Below are 18,903 nucleotides of genomic sequence, written 5' to 3' on the forward strand. Positions count from 1 at the left end.
ATGGAAATTCTTCAATTTTTCAAAGACCTCGAACCCACGGTTGAACAGGTTTTCAATTTTCTGGAAGGCCGGCTTGGCAAGCTAATCCTGTCCATCGCGATTCTAATGCTGGCCACCACCATCAACCGCTTGATGCATTGGAGGCTATTGCGGGAAACAAAGCTCACACCGCCGCAAACGGGCAATGTGCGGGCCACTTGGGTTAGGCGCAAGAACATTGTCTGGGTCACCGGTCTTTTGTTGGTACTCGCATTGTGGTCTGGCCAAATTACAGGTTTTCTGATTTCTCTGGCTGCCATTGGTGGTGCCCTATTGATTGTGAGCAAGGAATTTATTCTTTGCCTGTGGGGTGCCTTGGTTATTTCCTTGAACAAAAGCCTGAAGATCGGCAGCACCATTGAAGTTGGCCAATTCACGGGGCAACTGGTAAATACAGGCTTTGTAACCTTCGAATTGGCGGAAATTGGCCCATCGAAAAAACAAACGGGTCGCCTGCTTTCTTTGCCCAACAGCCTAGTATTTACGCAGGCCATGAAAAACCTCTCGGTGTATGGCTCATACGGCATACATCTGATCGACTTTAACTTCGACAAGTCCGTGAAAATTCAGGCTGCCGAAACACTTGCGCTTAAACTGGCCAATGAGGCGGGCAAGCACTGGATAGAAGAAGCCGAACGTCATTTCTCGGCTGTAGAACGCGACAACTTTGTGGATTTACCCAAAGCAAGACCCGAGGTATTTTGGGCGAGCATCGACGAAAAATGCTTGCGCATGACCTTGAGGTTTGCTTGCCCGCTCAACAAGCGGGGGCAACTCGAAAAATCAATCGTGAAACGATTCTGGGTAGAGTACGGCGAGTTGAGCACTGTTCAAGCAGAACCTGATTCCAAGACAGATTGAACCAGACGTGCCCGGTTTTGGTCGGGCATCAACTCAAGGGCGCTGCCCAAGCCCAGAAAACGCTCGCATTCTACTGCCGGCGACACCAGGTAACCTTGAACATAGTCGACACCAAGTTCTTTAACTTCTCTCAGCGTGTGCAAATCCTCTACCCACTCGGCCACACATTTGCAACCCAGGTCATGGGCCAAGCCAACAATTGCGGTAACCACCGCATGGCTTTCTGTGCTGTGGCAAATGTTCTTCACAATCGATCCATCAATCTTGATCACATCAGCGTGTAGGTCCATCGCGTATCTGAAATTGCTGTACCCCGCGCCGAAGTCATCCAGTGCAATCCGCACGCCCAGACCTCTCACCTGTTCAATGAAATTTTGAACTGCCTGAAGATTGATCACCGAACCGACCTCTGTAATTTCCAGACACAATTTCGAGGCATGTTGCTGATGCGCCCGAATCAAGGCCAGTGTGTCCTGAAGAAAAATTTCATCATTCAATGAACCAGGCGATACATTGATACTCAACACGCTCAACTTGTCCAACTGTTGGGCGTGTTTCGCAAGAAAATCGAGTGTATGGCTCAACACCCAGTTGTCCAAAAATGCGGTGTGCCCACCTCGTTCGCAAGCTTCAATCAAAAAGCCTGCTGACCCCAGCTTGCCATTTTCGTCTTTGATGCGTAACAAGGCCTCGGCATACAAAGGACCGTTGCACTCATTCAAGGCCAGTATGGGCTGCCACGCGAGGGTTAGGCCAGTGGGCAGTTTTTGATCGTCAAGCCGGCGAATGGTCCGGGATTGATCAAGCAGACTGCGAGTCTGATTTTGTTCAAAAACCACGCGCTCTACCTTGCTGTTGCGCTTGGCCTTGAGCTTGGACTCTCGCATTGACATCTCAACCGTTTCCATGACATCGAGCACATTGTCAACCAAGCCCTGAAACACCAGTGTGGCCAGTACGGTGGTTTGAATACATCGACCATCAAACTGAAAAGGCACGGAATCAAGCCGATGTAAAAATGCATTGAAGGCTTCTTCTGCCCGCTCAGTGTCGTTCGGGTGGATCATGATTGCGAACTGGTCAATATGCAGGCGTGATATCTCGCCATGCGTACTCATATGTCGATACAACTCGGTATGAAAGGCTTGCAGTAACTGGTCCGAAACGGCAAGACCGTATGCGCTGATCAATCGGGAGAACTGCTGAATCTCCACACAGAAGAAGGTGAAGCTGGCGGTGCGCCTGTTCAGTTTGTTGTGAATGATATTTTGCAGTCCTCGCCGATTCAGGGCACCAGTCAATTCATCATGCGTGGCTTGATATTGCAACGCCAATTCTCGGTCTTTTCTCGCAGTGAAGTCTGCAACAACCCCAACCAATTCCCGATGGTCGCGACTCACCACCAATTCATACCAACGTGTTTGCCCCTCAGCGCTCACAACAGGCAATTCACGCCGAGACGATTTCCCTGGTTGTTCCAGTAAATTAAACAAAGCAGCAAGGCGCTGTGATTGAAGAAAGTCGAGGGTTGGTGTTCCTTCGCGGTTCAGAAAAAGATTGGTGAACTGCTTGTTAAAGTGGATCAGTTCACCATGGCGAGTACAAGTGAACATGGCTGAAGGTGCGATATCAAAAATACTCTCCAGACGCTCGTGAGCCTGTTTGATTTCCTGCGCAGCCTGTTGCTGCTGCCATTGCGTTTTCCTTAGAAACTCGGCCAAGGCAACGGCAGTCATCACACTGGCCAGCACAGTGACTGAAGCACTGTTGAAGTACTGCAGCAAGAAACGCTGATCAAACCAGGCTGACAACACTTCAGCCACGGCACCGGTCAGGGAAATCAACATTGCTGCAAGATAGTAAATGGCCACTCGGTCCCGTTTCTCCAGAAAATTCTGGATGACCACCCACGCCACAGCAGAAGCCGCCACCAAACTTATCGGCCAAAACAGTTCGAGAAAAGTACGGTATGGTGAAAACAGTGCCAAGACAGTCAGCAGAACACTGGCGCATTGCAAGGCACGCAAAACCCCCAGCCACGATTCTCGTCGAATGTTTTCGAACAGGTGCCACACAATCAGTACTGTCGAGGTGAAGTACATGGCCAGGGCCAACATGCGGGCTCGCATGAGCGGGTCTGATTTCAGATCGAAACCAAAAATTGAATGATCCCACCCCTCCGACAGGGCCACCAATCGAAGACTGGCGAACAACCAAAAGCCGTAACTGACAAACAGGGCACTGCGGGTCATGAACGCCGCCACCGCCACCATGCCGATCATGAGATAAAGAACGCCCTCAAGAAAACTTTGTCGGCGCTCTGAAATCAAAATGGCTTTGTTAAGGTCTGCTGATGTCTGCAAGCCGATTTCCAGGCTGGCAGGCCCGATAAACTTGAACTGGCAAAGCACGCCCTGCAAACTGACTGAATTGTCCAGATTCGCAGACACCACACGCCCCTGGTTGGTGTTCAGCTGTACTTCTTGCAGTGAACCGTTTTCGTAGTCAAGCCAGCAGGTGGACTGTACCAAATGCCTTGATCGAAAAAATATTTGCTCGTACTGGCTTGCCATGCTGGTTTGCAAATCTGCGTAAATCCAGAATGGACTCTCCTTCAGGTGGGTACGCAACACGGGCTGCTCGGGTTCACTTTTTAGTTGATCGACCACCCGGAACAAACTGCCTTCTACCTCTTCCTCGGCAAGACTTGAAAATACCAACGGCACTTCATGGGGGCTATTCTCATTGAGCACCGACAAATTGACAAAAGACACCAGCAGAAAAAAACTCAGCAAAACCACCGACAGAACAGGTACCCAAGGCGTTCTCTGGAATGACGCTGCGACAGCAATAGGCATGGATATCATCCAATGGAGCGCAATTGACTTTGCGTTTCCAGTTGCAAGGTACGCATCTGAATGTTCTGTAACAAATCAGGATGTGAACTTGAGAAATAAATAGAGTGAAGTGGATTTGCACTGAGCAACCATCGTGCCTCGATTTGAAATACATCAAACCAGAGAATTCGATGAGGAATCATGCCGATGTGTTTCATCTCTACAAATTCATCAGGTTGCAACACATCATCAAGTTCAAACCGGCGGTATTGCCTGTCAACGGGGTAGCGCACGCAGAGAAAACATCGATCCACCAGGTTTGCCCTGCTGTACCAGTATGCCGCCTTGATCAGCATCAACCGCAGCGCCAATCCGTTGGAACGTGCAGGTATGGCCAGTCTGGATACTTCAGCAATTCGCCCGGCTCTCAAGGCCTTGGGCAAAGCATACGATTCTTCAAGACGAAGCTGCTGTTGATTGGCAATTTGAATACGCACAGTACCAATGCAACTTCCGTCCAGCTTTGAGAAAGCCAACAGCACAGCAGAGTCGGGATGTCGATCATCGCCATCCGGTACGGCCAACTTTTCGCCGAGCAACGGCAAGTGTTTTCCATACGCTAGTTGTCGGGCTTTGGCAGCCAGTTCCAGTTCGCGCTCAGTTGTCGCAATCGCGATCCAGAATGGCAACAGTTGCGAGCTTGAATCGAACAGAAAGTTGACTGCTGAAAGAGTGGCCATGGTGTTCTCCGAAGTATGGATTCACCTTAAATATTCCACATCCAATTTGCGTCCCCCCGATCGGGTTAAAGCTCCGGTCACTCCCTATCACCCTTAGGGCCTATGAATAATCAGTATTCGGAATATCAATACAAGGTTTATTGAGTGTGAGAGAATCTTGAAAAACACAATAAATTCAGGAGATAGCGCAGAATGAAAAAGAAAGAATTCGACTTGATCGTCTTCGGGGCGACCAGCTTTGTTGGTCAAATTTTGGTGCAATATTTGTGGAAACGCCATGGATTGAATGGCGAGATCAAATGGGCTATTGCCGGGCGTGATGCCGACAAGCTGGCCGTGCTGAAAAATCGCTTGGGTGAGCAGGCCCGGGAACTCCCCACCATTTTGGCCAACGCCAGCAAAGAAGCCGATTTGCAAAACCTGTGTTCAAAAACCAAAGTGGTGGTTTCAACGGTGGGGCCTTACGCCCTGTATGGTTCGGGCCTTGTGAAAGTATGTGCTGAAACCGGCACCGACTACTGCGACCTGACCGGCGAAGTGCAATGGATTGCACGGATGATTGAAGCCTATGAGGACACCGCCAAGCAAAGTGGTGCACGTATTGTGCATTGCTGTGGATTCGACTCCATACCCTCTGATCTTGGCGTTCTGTTTTTACAAAAAGCCGCCAGTGTTCAGTACGGTGAACCTTGCCAACAAATCCGCATGCGGGTTAGAAAATTGAAAGGCGAATTTTCAGGCGGCACCGTGGCCAGCATGATCAACGTGACGCGCGAGGTTGCAGCAGACCGCTCGCTGGCCAAGAAATTGGCCAACCCGTATTTGATATCCCCTGCCCGCCTGGCCGCTCGCCAACCCAATGTCAGTTTCGCAGAATTCGACCCAGTGGCTAAAAGCTGGCTAGCCCCATTTGTCATGGCCGGTATCAACACCCGTGTAGTGCATCGAAGCAATGCCCTGCAAAACTACGGATACGGAAAAGAATTCAAGTACGACGAAGCCATGATGACCGGCAACGGATTCAAAGGTCGAATGACTGCGATGGGATTGGCCAGCGGTATGGCCGGGTTTTTGATTGGTGCTGCACTGCCGCCCACACGCTGGGCCCTTGAAAAATTCGTGGTACCCAAACCAGGCGAAGGCCCTAGTGAAACGTCTCAACAGCGCGGCTCTTATGATTTGCGCTTTTATGGCACCACTAGCAAAGGCAATACTCTGACGGCCAAAGTAACTGGCGATATGGATCCGGGTTATGGTTCAACCGGGAAAATGCTGGGAGAGGCTGCAGTGTGCCTGGCTTTGGACATTCAAAAACACGCTGGCGGATTCTGGACCCCTGCTTCCCTCATGGGTGAGCAGTTAATAAGCCGCTTGCAACAGCACGCGGGGCTTGCTTTCGAGTTGTTACAGGACTAACGCAATCACCGCGCTTCAAACCGGGCCAGCAAACGTCCAAGCTGGTCATACAATTCCATACGCTGACCCAGAATATTCCAGCTTTTAACCTGGGTCAGCGTTTCAATCAGTTCAGCGTCCACATTGCCAGGGCTTAAGCAGGCCATCCGTGTGGCAGCCACCATGTTCAACTGAACAAAACGCCCATCCATTGAATACGAACCAAGTAACTGGTTACAACCCCCAGAGCCGCTTAAACGGCTGTTATCGGTATGCAACATCAGACCTGGAGCACGCCCTGTCTCCGGCAACACCACCGGCTTGCCTTTCAGTTGAACCAAGGTCCAGAACTGATCTTTCAAACTTGCAGAGTACAGACGTGGAGCACAATCGCCCTTTGCAATGTTCTCAAACCGAAGGGGGTGCAAACTCGGCGTGCTGTTCTGCCCTTCCATGGGCGGCGCTGGCTTGATATGCGCATAAACCGTTGCAAGCAGGGCTTGCCCAGGTTCAGCGCGAAGTCGCAGATACGCATTCTCCAGCTTTGCATTGTCACCCATGGTCACTACCGGCAAGTCCAAGCCACTTGCACATTCTGTAAAACGGCCGGAATCTGCAAAATAGCGATAAAGCCCATTGAGTGGAAACAACTTCAAGTCCAGCGTTTCCGCTGAGGGGGTGCGGTTCAGGCTGTAATTGAGTATTGAGAAAATGCTGCGCGCTTCCAGATCCAGCATTTCAAGTGAATCAGCGGACTTCACCCGGAAATAACGCTGCTCAGAATTTTGCCCCTGCATGACAACGATATTGCCGTAATGCGACATCACCCAACGCCCTAGATCGTTGGCTTGATTGGGCGAAGCCTGCCCCTCATAAAGCTGGCGGGAAAAGAAAGTACCATCAGCTTGCAAGGTAATACTGGTTTGAATGCCCTCACAACTGGCGCAAGGCAAAGTGCCAGAAAATGTGGCAGGTAACTGGGGCAATGGAACTGGCACAGCCTCGGTGGCATTGACAGATTCGGGATGCCAAAAAACAAAAGCCATCAATGCTCCCACACAGAGTTTCTCGAACATGGGAATCTACTCCAGCAAATTTGTTGATTTTTAATTATTACATCCAAACTTTTCTACTCAAAGTACAAGCTTCATCTCTTGAGGAGTTTGTTGCATGCATTCTGAAACCCGGGTTTTTTGGTCGCTCTGCATTGTTCTGCCGTTTGTTTTTGGATGCACAGGTGGAGAGCCCACAACATTGCCAGCAGCACGCACGAACCCATCATCATTCGAACAGAACAGCCCTTGCTTTAACAACGCATGCGCCAGTTTGCAGGAATTATTGACAGTCCCAGATGCGGAGAACATGATTTTTTCAGCTGACGGTCGCCTGTTTGTGTCTGGCGGACAGTCTGTTATTGAAGTGCTGAAAAACGGCGATGATTTCGCAGCGCAAACTATTTCAAGCGGCGTATGCAATTTCACTGGTTTGGCGATCGCCAGAAATACCCTTTATGCCAATTGCGGGGACGGCACGCTTTGGGCGGGCGCATTGAACCAAACGCCAGTCACAATATCGCCTGTCTTCAACTATGAAGGCATGGCATTGGCCAACGGATTAACCAGCAGTGCGGACGGCCAAACTTTGTATGCCGTGGATGGGCCCATTGCGACCAGTTCTCTGCCTTCGCCAAAAATTGTGAAGCTAAAAATTGCAGCCAGCAACCCACTTCAAATTGAAAACCAAACCACCTGGCTAGACCTGGCAGGTCGCTTTCCAAACGGCATTCAACGCAGGGGTAATCTGCTTTACTTCACCGATTCAGAAATTCCAAACCTGGGCCGTTTGAATGTGGTGCCCATTCAAAACGACGGATCTGCAGGGATGCCTTTGGTTTTGGCTACGCTGCAAAGTCTTCCTGACGATTTCTCAATTCTCCCCGATGGTTTTGCTGTCACTTACTTTTTAACGGGACAAGTCATCAAACTCAACTTTCTCGGCGAGCAAACAGATGGCTTCAACCCACTCACCTTTTCAACAGGCACCTCACAGGTTATGCAAGGCAGGCCACCACTTTTCTCCAGTACCGATTTGCTGGTGACCGAGAAAGGAATTTTGGGCGAGCAAAGCAGCCCGATCGGTAACAAACTGACGTTGGTGCGAAAGACAAATATCAACTAAGTACCGCACCACCATAGAACTGCAAAAAGCACTTGTATTGATAATCATTATCATTTACGATGAATTCTCATTTGAATAAATCGGGAGTTCTTCATGCAGCAGGAAAACTGTACAGCTCAACTGGGTCAATGGCTGGCAGGCAGCGAAAACGGTTCAGTCTATTATTGCCAGGAAACCGAGGTAGTATCGCTCTGCCTTCACTACATGACCATGCGTTTTGAAGCCACCGCCTTTCGGGATTTGCTGGGCATGATGGGCTTTGCACAAGCCGAAATTCAACGGATCAAACAAGCTTTGGAGCACCCCACCTTGCAAAGCCAAAACCGCCGGCATGCAGGTGGTGCGCTTCATTGATTCATGAAGGAAATTGCCCCATGAAAGTCGAAGCCTACATGAATAAATCGATGGACACTTTGCTGATTGAAAACGACGCACTTTGCCGGCAACTGGCCAAACTGCAAGAGCGCGCCAGTGAGTTGATTCAAAAACGATCGGCCGAAGTGGAACAATTAAGCACGGTGGTGGAGTACCTGAGTGCAGAACTACATGACCGTGAAGCGATGATTCTTTTTTTGCGGGCAAAGCTTCAGGAGTTCAGGAAAATCACTGAACTCCAGTAAATCAACCCTGATCAATTGGTTTGAAGGTAACCAAAATCAAACTTGTGCGTGTCATCGTCAACACGCACAGTCACAGTGATGTCTTGCGCGCTGCTGGCCGATAGCTTTTTGGCCACGATAATTTCACCTTGTGTTTGCTCACCAGGTCGCACTACTTTCGGCTTTAAGCTGTACTTCTGAATTCGATCAAAGTCTGCAAAGGCCTGTTGCACATCAAGCCTGTCATTGAAATCGGTTTGAAACAAAAAGCCACTTCCGTGAAAACCTCGATAAAACTGAGGGTGATAAAACGGGCTGTAGAAAATTGGCGCCCTGAAACCGTAGTAAGAAAGCCGATTCTGAACATCTTGAATTTGTGCTTCATAACTAACCACAGTGGCTGGTTGACCATTGAATGTCACGGTGATGTTCTCTGTCGAAAACTCGACGGGAAACTTGCCTTTATTCACGAATGTCACGTTGAACCGCGGGTTATCGAATTGACGCATCGAGTTGTACACGGAACCAACCTGTACGGTGTGTTTTTTACTTGAGCTCAAAGACTCAAAACCCTGGTTTTGAACGGGCACCTGATTCTCGGCAACCACGGGCCGAACGCTGTACATGGAAGCACATGCACTCAAAAGCAAGGAAGCCCCTAGAACCACACCTGTTGACACGCTGAACATACGCATTTGAATCACCTTTTGCTGCTGGAGTTACTGCAAGAACCACTGCCTGATAAGGCCTGTTCATTTTATCCATATTGCATAGACCGTGATAGACATTCTTGGTTCACAGCTTGCGAGCTGGCACAGTTTCTGCATTGCAACATGCATACACGCAGTTTTGGAGACCAAAGCCGGAAATCGAGACTGTGTGGGAGGGCCAGGTGCACCTTTTGAGTGCGCGAGGTTTTCATTTGCAGCAAAAACGGGCAAAGGCGCTCACCATTTGAATGAATCCAGAGGTTCGTTCAGAAGGTGAGCGCTTTTTATTTTGATTTCAAAAAAGAGCCATTCGTTATGAACGACCATGCCAAACTGAATCTGTTTTCTTTTGCGGGAAAAATGAAAATCCTGCACATGAGCTGGATCGCATTTTTCATTACTTTCTTTGTGTGGTTCAACCATGCCCCCATGCTGGGTGCGATCGCAGAATCACTGAGCTTAAGCAAGGAACAGGTCAAAACATTGTTAATTTTGAACGTGGCGCTGACCATTCCGGCACGAATACTGATCGGCATGTTGACTGACAAATTTGGTCCCCGCCTTGTATACGCGGTACTGCTGTTTGTCTCGGCCATTCCCTGCTTCATGTTCGCGTTCTCAACCGACTTTGCGCAGGCCGCCATCTCCCGCTTTTTATTGGGCTTTATCGGTGCAGGGTTCGTGATTGGCATTCGCATGGTCAGTGAATGGTTTCCTGCGCACCAGTTGGGTACGGCTGAAGGCATTTACGGCGGTTGGGGTAACTTCGGCTCGGCAGGCGCTGCCATGTTGCTACCTACCCTCGCGCTAATGTTTGGCGGTCCCGATGGCTGGCGCTATTCAATTGCGCTGACCGGCCTGATCTGCCTGGTGTTCAGTTTCGTGTGGTATTTCAATGTCAGCGATACACCGAAAGGCTCTACCTACTTCAAGCCCAAGAAAAGCGGTGGCATGGAAGTGACCAGCGTCAGCGACTTCTATTTCATGCTGTTGATGAAGTTGCCCATGTACGCAGCACTGGCCTTGTTAACCTGGAAGTTGTCGCCAGAAGGTGTCAGCATGTTGAGCAGCGCTGCCGCCAATTCCATTTACGGCTTTCTGTTACTGATACTTGTGTACGACTGCTATGGTGCCTACAAGGTGAACAGTGATATTTTCAAAGTCCCGGTCCCTGAATTGCACCGCTACAAATTCAAACAAGTGGCAGTGTTGAATGTGTTGTACTTTGCAACCTTTGGTTCTGAATTGGCCGTGGTATCGATGCTGCCACTGTTTTACTCTGAAACATTTTCGCTGAGCCCGGTGTATGCCGGCCTTGTAGCCTCGATGTACGCTTTCATGAACTTGATGTCGCGGCCCGGTGGCGGCTGGATCAGCGACAAGTTCGGTCGCAAACGCACCTTGCTTATTCTCACCGCCGGCCTTGCCGTGGGTTACGCATTGATGGGCTTGACTGAATCAAGCTGGCCCCTGTGGCTGGCCGTAATCACCACCATGGCCTGTTCATTTTTCGTGCAGGCTGGTGAAGGTGCCGTGTTTGCAGCCGTACCATTGATCAAGCGGCGCCTGACTGGTCAAATTGCGGGCATGACTGGCGCTTACGGCAATGTAGGTGCAGTGGTTTACCTCACGGTGTTGTCGTTTGTCAGCTATCAGGCTTTCTTCTTCGTGATTGCTTTAACTGCTGTGGTGGGTTTTATTACACTGCTGTTCATGGAAGAACCACAAGGCCACATGGCTGAGGTAAAAGCAGACGGTACGGTTGAACTGATCCGCGTGGGGTGAATAAAAGCAATATGAGCAGCACACTGCAAGTTCGTTTTGGGGGTTATTCCATCGCAGGGCAAAAGCCTGTGAATCAGGATGCCTTTGCCGCCTGGTGTGGGCAAGCCGAATCGAACTTGCTCAAAGGCGCCGCGGCCGCCATTGCAGATGGGGTTAGCAGTTGCGCGGATTCTCATGTGGCCAGCCAAACTGCAGTGACCAGTTTTCTAGAGGACTATTCTTCCACGCCCTACACCTGGAGCGTTCACAAATCAGCTCGGCAAATTATTTCTGGCTTGAACGCCTGGATTTATCAGCAAAACACCAACCGTGCCAGCCACAACGACAGCCTGTTGACCACGTTCAGCGCGGTGGTGTTGAAGTCCATCACGTTACACTGTTTTCATGTGGGCGATTCACGGGTTTATCACGTGCGTGGCGATGCAATAGAGCGCCTCACCCAAGACCATGTGCGTACCGAGCGCGGGCAGGAATACTTGTCGCGCGCACTGGGCGCAGACCGGCATCTGGAACTGGACTACAGCACCCATGAATTGCAGGTGGGTGACTTGGTGGTGCTAAGTACCGATGGGGTTCACGGCGTGCTGAAGCGCCCGGAAATACTTGGCTTGATTGCGGAACATGGCACGAGCGATTTGGAACGACTTGCCCAAAACTTGGTGCAAGCGGCCTTGAGTGCTGGCAGCGACGACAACCTGACTGTGTTGTTGATGGCCATCGACGCCCTGCCCCATGAAACGCTGGACGAAGTACACCGAAAGTTGACGCAATTGCCCATACCGCCAGTGCTTCAGGTGGGCAATAAAATAGATGGCTATGAAGTACTTGAGATTATTTTCAGCGGAACCCGCAGCCACATGTACCGCGTGCGCGACATGGAAACCGGCGAACAATTCACGCTGAAAGCCCCTTCCTTGAACTTCGCTGAAGATGCCATGTACTTGAGCGGATTTGTTCGCGAAGAATGGGTGGGGCAAAGCGTTCAACATGTGAACGTGATGCGCACGCATGTACCGAAACGGCCCAAGCAGTTTCTGTATTACCTGGGCGAGTACATCGAAGGCATCAACTTGCGTGAATGGATGTACGACAACCCCAAGCCCGGTATGGATGCGGTGCGGCGCATTGTAAAGCAAGTGGTGGCAGGGCTGCGGGCCTTTCAGCGCGCCGACATGGTGCACCAGGACATCAAACCCGAAAACATCATGATTGATTCACAAGGGTGCGTGAAAATTCTGGACTTCGGCACAGTGTTGATTGCGGGTGCCGATGAACTGATTTCACCCTTGGACAAATCGGTGCCACAAGGCAGTGTGAATTATGTGGCTCCCGAATACCTGATGGGTGAAGTGGGTACTTTCAAATCCGATTTGTTTTCACTGGCCGTGGTGGTCTATGAAATGCTGACGGGCCACTTGCCGTTTGCAGAGAAAACCGTGAAGCAAGTTGAACTGAAAAGCTACAGCGATTTGCGCTACATTCCCGCCAACCACCCGCGTCGTGATTTGCCCCTGTGGGTGGAAGCCTGCCTTCGCAAAGCGCTTCAACCCAACCCGCGTTACCGCTATGATGCGCTGAGCGAATTTCTGCAAGACCTGACTGTACCCAACACCAAGCTGGAAGCCAGCTTGGCCAGGCAGCCTTTGATTGAAAAAAACCCGGTTGTAATTTGGCAGGTACTGGCTTTGGTTTTGCTGGTGCTGAACCTGATTCAAATTGTGCTTAATTAATTTGCCGACTAATTTGCCAACTAACTTGCCAACTAACGCGCCAACACCTGCGCAGGCACCGGGGCCAAAGGCGCTGCCCGTGAACTGCTGCTGGCTTGAACAGGCATGCCGTGCAAGGTGACTGAATCGACCTGGTTTTTGAAACGCGGTGTGGGCAAACGGGTGGGCTCATCGTTTGCAAAACTCACCATTTGCACACCCAGTACATCGGGTGCATTGTCTTGCAGCTTGTTTTGCCACCAGCATTCAAATACGGCTTTGTCTTGCTCCAACTGCACAATACCGTAGCCATGTTCCACCCATTCCATGAATTGAACATGCTTGTTGCCCAGCATGGTGGCGGTTTCAATGGCGCGGCTAGCGGCCACATGAACAGCAAATGGACTACCGGGCAAGGCGTTGGCTACAATTTCATCCGCCCCACCCCGTCCCATTGAAGAGGGTGCAAATTCGACTGCGGCTGAAGCTGCGCGCAAGTTAATACCAGGCAAATTGGCCGTTGCAGCCCGCTGAAAACCGGCCGCAATATTTTCTGGAGAGGTTCCCTGCCTCAAAGTGGGCACGGGTGGTGCCACTTGATACTGATTCAGCAATGCGGTTTGATCGTCCTCAACTACATCAGAAATCCAGTTGCCATGCATGTCTCCGGAGACAAACACAGTGCCATTCACGGGGGGCATTGCTCCACCGCCGCGCAATTGCGAAATCAACAAATTCCGTTCGGTGTTGTAATCGTTCCAGCGCACAGGCAATGGCACCACTGGCGAGCCCACCACATTGGGCACCACCCAAGGCGCAATCCAGGTTTGGTTGTTCAGCACTTTCCACACCACTCCGTCGGCCTCGTCTTGGCGCAGTTGTGAAAGCAGCCAGTCAAATTGAGGTTTTCCAAACAAGGTGGGTGCGCCTTCTGGCAAATGGGAAGCATCGGCCTGCAAACCATAACCTGGCAAATAACTTTGCGTGTCCAAGGCACGAATACTGGCCAGCGGGCCGTAGTTCAAACTGCGGTACACCAGTAAAGGATCAACTGGTGCGGGGTATTCAGTGTCAGGATAAAAAATGAATTCGCCACTGCCATCGGCTTTGACCGGGCGGGACGGGGTCCATTCCCAAAAGGCGCGTGTGGTGTCTAGCAAGGTACAAGTGGACTCAACACCCTCGGGCAAGGTGGTGGGCAATTCATTGCCAAAGCCTGGGTCGATGTCGTGGTTGTCCCAGGTAATAAACCAAGGGTGTTGCTGGTGCGCGGCCATCAAGTTTGGATCTGAACGAAACAGCGCATAGCGCCTTCTACATTCGTCGATGTTCAACCAGTCGCGATAATCCACATACGCGGTGTCTTCAATGTCGCGTCGGGCGCGTACCTGTTCATCTTCATCCACAAAATCGTAAATGTAGTCGCCGCAATGAATGACCAAATCCAGGTCTTCACGTTGCGCAATTGCGCCGTAACCGCTCCAAGTGCTGGACCAATAACTGGAACAGGACACCACGGCCAGGCGAATGGCTGAAACCATGTCTGCGGGTGCAGTGCGCGTGCGCCCTACAATGCTGCTGTGTGGGCCAGTTTTAAATTGATAGTAGTAAGTGGTGGCGGGCTGCAAACCCTGTGCGTCTACTTTCAAGGTGTGGTCATGCTCTGCCACCACGCGCTGTGTGCCTTGGCGCACTACATTTTGCATGTCGGCAGTGGTGCTCACCAACCAGCGCACCTGCACACCTTGTGGCGGGTATTCGGGCAAGGTAATTCGAGTCCACAAAATAACGCGGTCGGCCAAGGGGTCGCCACTGGCCACCCCGTGTGCAAATGGCATGGCCAACACCATGGGAAAGTCAAAACCAGCGGGTTCGAACCCTGGCTGTGGCAAGGCCTGCTCGAATTCATTGCTGGCAATTGGCGCGCCAGTGCCCGGATCAGAAGGCCCCACGGGTCCAGTCGGGTTGCTGGTCACCAGCGAATCGTCGCCCCCGCCGCAGCCTACCAAAGTGCTTGCCGCCATCACTTTCAACACATCCCGCCGCTTCATCCTGCCACCTTTGCTCTGTTCCTCTAGCTTGTACTGCCCAAAGCCCGGAAAGGATTGAAAATACAAAAGAGCAGGCTTACTAGATGACTCGTTTTGATTCTGAAATATGTCAAAAGCGTGGCTAGTCACACTGAGTGCTTTACCCAAACCGTGTGCCCGGTTGCGCAGTATCAAATGGTGCCGCTTTCTACATTTCTACAGGTTTCGCCATGCATCATCCAGCCATTCCCTCATTCAAACGCCGCGCTTTATTGCGGGCCATGTTTCTTGGTGCTGGTGCTTCGGCCCTGCCATTCTTGAGCGCGTGCGGTTCAGATTCCGATGCATCACTAGCCACGGCTACACCCACAGGGCCCAATGAAACCGGGAACCCGCCTGTGGTAAACCCGCCGAGTCTTGGGCCTTTGGCCATGGAATTGCCCCTGCAAGCCGGGCCTTTGGCTGGCATTGGCGAATTGGTGGCCACGGGTGTAGACAATATTTTTGCGCCAGCTGGTTTTACCGTACGCCCAGTGGCCAGGCATTTGAGCAACCCTGTGTTGGGTATTCCCGATTTACTGGGATTGACCGGTTATAACTGGCATATGTTTCCGGATGGTGGTGCAGTCTTCCCGACCGAAGATGGCGGTTGGGTCTATGTATCCAACAGCGAAACCGAAGCACCACAAGGTGGCGTGGGCGCGCTTAGGTTCAATTCACAAGGTGACATTGAATCAGCCTATCGAATTTTGACCGGAACAGCTCGCAATTGTGCAGGCGGAGCAACGCCATGGGGAACCTGGCTTAGCTGCGAAGAAACGCAAACCGGCGTGACCTCGGAATGTGACCCCTTGGGCAGCACGGCAACTGCGCGCGCATTGCCAGCGCTCGGTGTGTTCAATCACGAAGCTGTTGCCGTAGACATGGCCACCAAAACCTTGTTCCTGACCGAAGACGCGGGCGACGGCCGCTTGTACCGTTTTGTGTCGGAGGGCGAGCTACGCCCGGCAGTCAATGGGCAAATGGGCTTGAACATGGAGCAAGGCAAGCTGCAAGTTCTGGAAATTGTTGGTTTTGAAGCCGGCGCTTATCAGGAAGACATTGCCGTGGCCCAACGTGTTCACCGTGTGAAGTGGGTCGATGCGCTTGAACCAGAAAACCCGCAGGCTCAAGTGCGTACACGCACCGCCGCAGCCGGTCTTCCGGTTCCGGGCACCGTGTTCAGGGGTGGTGAAGGCATCTGGATTCAAGAATTCCCGCAGGGCGAAGCACCTTCAGTGAGCGGCGTGGCCAAGCCGATGCGCGCTGTGGTGTTCTTCGCCTGCAAGGGCGACAACCGGGTTTACGCACTGGATATCGACAATGATTTGATTGAGGTGGTCTTCGACAATAGCCAACTGGCTGAAGGCACCGGCTTTGACGACGTTGACAATCTGGTCATCAGCCCGGCTGGCGATGTCATCGTGGCCGAAGATGGCGATGCCATGCGCTTGATGGTGATGATTCCCAACAAGCCCGCAAAAATTCTGCTTCAAATTACCGGTGGTGGCAGTGAACTGGCTGGCCCCGCCTTCTCACCGGATGGCTCACGGCTTTACTTCAGCAACCAGCGCGGCCCCAACCTGCCAGCTTTGCCCGGCCTGCCCAACTTACCGGGCACTGGGGCCACCTATGAACTCTTGATACCGGAAGAATTCCGAACCGCGGTTGATTCCGCTGTGTCGCCCACCTGACACAAGCTGAAGGAACACTCAAAAATATCGGGCTGGCTTGCAAGGACAGTGTAAGCCAAGCCCCGAATGATGCAGACAATACCAAACACAATGATTATTTCGAAGTATGCTTTGGTAAGCATGTATCAATACTAAAAATAGAAGGTTCAACTTGGCCAAACCTGTCCGCAAGTCCAAAGGCAAAGAAGTCACACCCATTAGCGAAGGCGCAAAACTGGTTGATCAGTATTTTGACCACGTGGGTGAAGCTTTTCTTCGCCACGCCCCTGAAATAGACCCTGAAAAGCTGAAAGACTGGCGCCCGAAACTGTTCAGCTTCACCCGCTTGAACCCTTGGTACGGCGGCTTGGTGGGCGTGCACCGCAAGCGGATTGGTGTGGGCAAGGACAAACTGGTGTGGCTTGAAATCGGCAGTGAAAACAGCCCTGCGCTGCTGTTGATGCATGGTTTTGCTGCTGCAAAAGAGCACTGGTTGCCCTTGCTTCCTTTTTTCGCAGGTCAATTTCGCATTTTGATTCCTGACCTTCCTGGTTGGGGTGAAAGCGGTTTTAATCCGGACCGCAATTATGGCCTTGAAGACCAAACAGAACGCCTGCACGACTGGCTGACAGAAATTGGCGTTCACAAAGTGAACGTGGTGGGCAACTCCATGGGTGGCGCACTGGCGGGTCTGTTGGCCGCCCGCTTTCCGGAAATGGTCACCAGCCTGGTATTGATGGATGCGCTGGGCCTGCCTGGCACAGAGGAAACCGACTTCATTCGCGAAGTTCTTCGCGGCAAGAATCGCTTGGTTCCACGCGCCCCAATGGATGTCATGAAGTTGACAGACCTGGTATTTCACAACCGGGCCTTGGCGGCATCTGCTGCGTTTTTCTCGGCCACTGAACTGATTCACCGCAAAGATGTGAATGGATTTCTGTTTCAGGAAATGCTAAGCCGCCGCCCCGACTACACCAAAGCCACGTTTGAAGACATTTCAGCGCCCACCCTGGTGATGTGGGGCAAGCAGGACGATGTGCTGCACATTAGCTGCGCTTACGAATTCGAGCGACTGATCAAACGCTCGGAAATGTGTCTGTTCGACGGTGTAGGACACCTGCCGATGATCGAGACGCCCTACCCCTGTGCACAAGCTATCAAGGAATTTGTGCTCAGAAATCTTTAATTGAATATTTCCCTGTAGGATGCTCGCTGTAAATTGCCTTATTTGTAGCATTTTGCTACACTCAGGGCATTGCACAGTGCATCCCACCGAGGAAATATGCCATGACCAAAGCCTCTTCACCCATTCGCATTCAATCTGACTTGATGAGCAACGCCACCGTGTTGGGCAAGCTCAACCACCGCAGCGCAGCAGAACAAATCGAATACTGGGCCAGCATTGGTCAAAAAGTTGAAAGTGTGCTGGATCCGGAAACGCTGCTGCAAATCAAGGCCGGCTTGTTACGGGTCAAACTGGAACAGGTGAACGCACCGCCTGTCAGCGCCGATTGGGTGTTTGGCAACCTGGATATGAAACGCACCACTGGTGAATTGAAAGAAGAAGTAAGCCAGAACAAAGTACGTTATCAGGCCAGCAGTACACACCCTGGCCTGCTTGAACAAATCGATGCCAAAGGCAAAACCCGAATCGGTCAGTTTGAAAACGGCCAATTCAAGCCAGTCAAACTGGCATGAAGCAACTGTGGCTGCTGGTGGGTGGCAACGGGGCGGGTAAATCGACCTTTTACCGCACCCAGTTAAAGCCCTTGGGCATGCCGTTTGTCAATGCAGATGACATTGCCCGCGATGTGTTTCCCCAAGCCCCCGAGGAACACAGCTATGAAGCCGCAAAAATTGCCGAAAACCTGCGCAATAGCCTGCTGGAACAAGGCAAAAACTTCTGCTTTGAAACCGTGTTTTCACACCCCAGCAAAATCGATTTTGTCGCCAAAGCCAAAGCCTTGGGCTATCAAGTGGTGATGGTGTTTGTTCACCTCGAACAAAGCAGCCTGAACAAAGCTCGGGTGCATCAACGCATTGAAACCGGCGGGCATGCCGTACCCGACGATAAAATCGAAACGCGAATTCCACGAACTGTGGACAATGTGTTGAATGCCTTGCCTCTGTGCGATGATGTGTGGGTACTCGACAACTCCAGTGCACAGGACCCCTACAGAAAAATACTGCGAATTCAGGGTGGCGACCTGCAGGCATTCGTTCAACCGCTGCCCGATTGGGCCAGTCGCTTCAAAACACACTGAACGAACGGCATTTCGATGAGTCTTAAACAGATCAATTGAACTTT

16 protein-coding genes are annotated in these 18,903 nt (G+C 51.5%); 11 read left to right on the plus strand and 5 right to left on the minus strand.

All coding sequences use genetic code 11. The features are described from left to right. The gene (locus LMED105_RS10265) at positions 1-900 is read left to right on the plus strand and encodes a mechanosensitive ion channel family protein (protein ID WP_008250919.1); all 900 of its coding nucleotides are present in this window, start codon (positions 1-3) and stop codon (positions 898-900) included. Here the strand turns inward: LMED105_RS10265 and LMED105_RS10270 are convergent. Beyond that, positions 870-3,758: an EAL domain-containing protein gene (locus LMED105_RS10270; protein WP_198006838.1), complete on the minus strand. Its 2,889-nt coding sequence runs from the start codon at positions 3,756-3,758 to the stop codon at positions 870-872. The two genes, LMED105_RS10265 and LMED105_RS10270, sit on opposite strands and share 31 nt — an antisense overlap. A gap of 5 nt (positions 3,759-3,763) precedes the next feature. Continuing rightward, entirely contained in the window at positions 3,764-4,477 is a 714-nt protein-coding gene (locus tag LMED105_RS10275) for a hypothetical protein (RefSeq protein WP_008250946.1), read from the minus strand. 192 nt (positions 4,478-4,669) lie between these two features. On the opposite strand from LMED105_RS10275, the gene LMED105_RS10280 reads away from it, so the two are divergent. Next, positions 4,670-5,893, plus strand: coding sequence for a trans-acting enoyl reductase family protein (locus LMED105_RS10280; protein WP_008250948.1), 1,224 nt, complete (start codon positions 4,670-4,672; stop codon positions 5,891-5,893). Positions 5,894-5,898: 5 nt separating this feature from the next. Here the strand turns inward: LMED105_RS10280 and LMED105_RS10285 are convergent, their stop codons facing one another. Further along, positions 5,899-6,948 (minus strand): copper resistance protein NlpE N-terminal domain-containing protein, encoded by a 1,050-nt coding sequence (locus LMED105_RS10285; protein WP_008250949.1) that lies wholly within the window; start codon positions 6,946-6,948, stop codon positions 5,899-5,901. Positions 6,949-7,234: 286 nt separating this feature from the next. Here LMED105_RS10285 and LMED105_RS10290 point away from each other — a divergent pair, with 286 nt between their 5' ends. The 3 genes from LMED105_RS10290 to LMED105_RS10300 all read left to right on the plus strand — a co-directional run bounded on the left by LMED105_RS10290 (position 7,235) and on the right by LMED105_RS10300 (position 8,670). After that, positions 7,235-8,050: a hypothetical protein gene (locus LMED105_RS10290; RefSeq protein WP_008250950.1), complete on the plus strand. Its 816-nt coding sequence runs from the start codon at positions 7,235-7,237 to the stop codon at positions 8,048-8,050. Between the two features lie 93 nt (positions 8,051-8,143). Beyond that, complete coding sequence (locus LMED105_RS10295; protein WP_008250951.1) at positions 8,144-8,404, plus strand: hypothetical protein; 261 nt, start codon at positions 8,144-8,146, stop codon at positions 8,402-8,404. Between the two features lie 20 nt (positions 8,405-8,424). Further along, the gene (locus LMED105_RS10300) at positions 8,425-8,670 is read left to right on the plus strand and encodes a hypothetical protein (RefSeq protein WP_008250952.1); all 246 of its coding nucleotides are present in this window, start codon (positions 8,425-8,427) and stop codon (positions 8,668-8,670) included. An 11-nt stretch (positions 8,671-8,681) separates the two neighbouring features. Here the strand turns inward: LMED105_RS10300 and LMED105_RS10305 are convergent, their stop codons facing one another. After that, a complete protein-coding gene (locus tag LMED105_RS10305) occupies positions 8,682-9,344 on the minus strand; it encodes a hypothetical protein (protein ID WP_040513198.1) in 663 nt (220 codons plus the stop codon). A 330-nt stretch (positions 9,345-9,674) separates the two neighbouring features. Between LMED105_RS10305 and LMED105_RS10310 the strand changes: the two genes are divergently transcribed. Both LMED105_RS10310 and LMED105_RS10315 read left to right on the plus strand, forming a co-directional pair. Then, positions 9,675-11,144, plus strand: a complete 1,470-nt coding sequence (locus LMED105_RS10310) for a NarK family nitrate/nitrite MFS transporter (protein WP_040513223.1) — start codon at positions 9,675-9,677, stop codon at positions 11,142-11,144. A gap of 11 nt (positions 11,145-11,155) precedes the next feature. After that, entirely contained in the window at positions 11,156-12,874 is a 1,719-nt protein-coding gene (locus LMED105_RS10315) for a bifunctional protein-serine/threonine kinase/phosphatase (RefSeq protein ID WP_008250958.1), read from the plus strand. A gap of 32 nt (positions 12,875-12,906) precedes the next feature. On the opposite strand, the gene LMED105_RS10320 is transcribed toward LMED105_RS10315, so the two are convergent. After that, a complete protein-coding gene (locus tag LMED105_RS10320) occupies positions 12,907-14,904 on the minus strand; it encodes an alkaline phosphatase (RefSeq protein ID WP_156799656.1) in 1,998 nt (665 codons plus the stop codon). A gap of 209 nt (positions 14,905-15,113) precedes the next feature. Here LMED105_RS10320 and LMED105_RS10325 point away from each other — a divergent pair, with 209 nt between their 5' ends. From LMED105_RS10325 to LMED105_RS10340, 4 genes are all read left to right on the plus strand, one after another. Then, the gene (locus LMED105_RS10325; RefSeq protein ID WP_040513225.1) at positions 15,114-16,616 is read left to right on the plus strand and encodes an alkaline phosphatase PhoX; all 1,503 of its coding nucleotides are present in this window, start codon (positions 15,114-15,116) and stop codon (positions 16,614-16,616) included. 151 nt (positions 16,617-16,767) lie between these two features. Further along, positions 16,768-17,781, plus strand: a complete 1,014-nt coding sequence (locus LMED105_RS10330; RefSeq protein ID WP_008250961.1) for an alpha/beta fold hydrolase — start codon at positions 16,768-16,770, stop codon at positions 17,779-17,781. A gap of 101 nt (positions 17,782-17,882) precedes the next feature. Continuing rightward, the gene (locus LMED105_RS10335) at positions 17,883-18,293 is read left to right on the plus strand and encodes a hypothetical protein (protein WP_008250962.1); all 411 of its coding nucleotides are present in this window, start codon (positions 17,883-17,885) and stop codon (positions 18,291-18,293) included. Continuing rightward, positions 18,290-18,859 carry an AAA family ATPase gene (locus LMED105_RS10340; protein WP_008250963.1) on the plus strand — a complete coding sequence of 190 codons (570 nt, stop codon included), beginning with the start codon at positions 18,290-18,292 and terminating at the stop codon, positions 18,857-18,859. Before LMED105_RS10335 ends, LMED105_RS10340 begins: the two co-directional genes overlap by 4 nt. Positions 18,860-18,903: the final 44 nt, after the last annotated feature.

This window comes from Limnobacter sp. MED105, from assembly GCF_000170915.1.
Taxonomy (GTDB): Bacteria; Pseudomonadota; Gammaproteobacteria; order Burkholderiales; family Burkholderiaceae_B; genus Limnobacter.

Excerpts from the sequence above, each read along its gene's own strand:
- LMED105_RS10310 (WP_040513223.1), top strand. The coding sequence starts at position 9,675 with ATGAACGACCATGCCAAACTGAATCTGTTTTCTTTTGCGGGAAAAATG.
- LMED105_RS10295 (WP_008250951.1), top strand. The coding sequence starts at position 8,144 with ATGCAGCAGGAAAACTGTACAGCTCAACTGGGTCAATGGCTGGCAGGC.
- LMED105_RS10270 (WP_198006838.1), bottom strand. The coding sequence starts at position 3,758 with ATGCCTATTGCTGTCGCAGCGTCATTCCAGAGAACGCCTTGGGTACCT.
- LMED105_RS10335 (WP_008250962.1), top strand. The coding sequence starts at position 17,883 with ATGACCAAAGCCTCTTCACCCATTCGCATTCAATCTGACTTGATGAGC.
- LMED105_RS10285 (WP_008250949.1), bottom strand. The coding sequence starts at position 6,948 with ATGTTCGAGAAACTCTGTGTGGGAGCATTGATGGCTTTTGTTTTTTGG.
- LMED105_RS10265 (WP_008250919.1), top strand. The coding sequence starts at position 1 with ATGGAAATTCTTCAATTTTTCAAAGACCTCGAACCCACGGTTGAACAG.
- LMED105_RS10290 (WP_008250950.1), top strand. The coding sequence starts at position 7,235 with ATGATTTTTTCAGCTGACGGTCGCCTGTTTGTGTCTGGCGGACAGTCT.
- LMED105_RS10325 (WP_040513225.1), top strand. The coding sequence starts at position 15,114 with ATGCATCATCCAGCCATTCCCTCATTCAAACGCCGCGCTTTATTGCGG.
- LMED105_RS10305 (WP_040513198.1), bottom strand. The coding sequence starts at position 9,344 with ATGCGTATGTTCAGCGTGTCAACAGGTGTGGTTCTAGGGGCTTCCTTG.
- LMED105_RS10315 (WP_008250958.1), top strand. The coding sequence starts at position 11,156 with ATGAGCAGCACACTGCAAGTTCGTTTTGGGGGTTATTCCATCGCAGGG.
- LMED105_RS10340 (WP_008250963.1), top strand. The coding sequence starts at position 18,290 with ATGAAGCAACTGTGGCTGCTGGTGGGTGGCAACGGGGCGGGTAAATCG.
- LMED105_RS10320 (WP_156799656.1), bottom strand. The coding sequence starts at position 14,904 with ATGAAGCGGCGGGATGTGTTGAAAGTGATGGCGGCAAGCACTTTGGTA.
- LMED105_RS10275 (WP_008250946.1), bottom strand. The coding sequence starts at position 4,477 with ATGGCCACTCTTTCAGCAGTCAACTTTCTGTTCGATTCAAGCTCGCAA.
- LMED105_RS10300 (WP_008250952.1), top strand. The coding sequence starts at position 8,425 with ATGAAAGTCGAAGCCTACATGAATAAATCGATGGACACTTTGCTGATT.
- LMED105_RS10280 (WP_008250948.1), top strand. The coding sequence starts at position 4,670 with ATGAAAAAGAAAGAATTCGACTTGATCGTCTTCGGGGCGACCAGCTTT.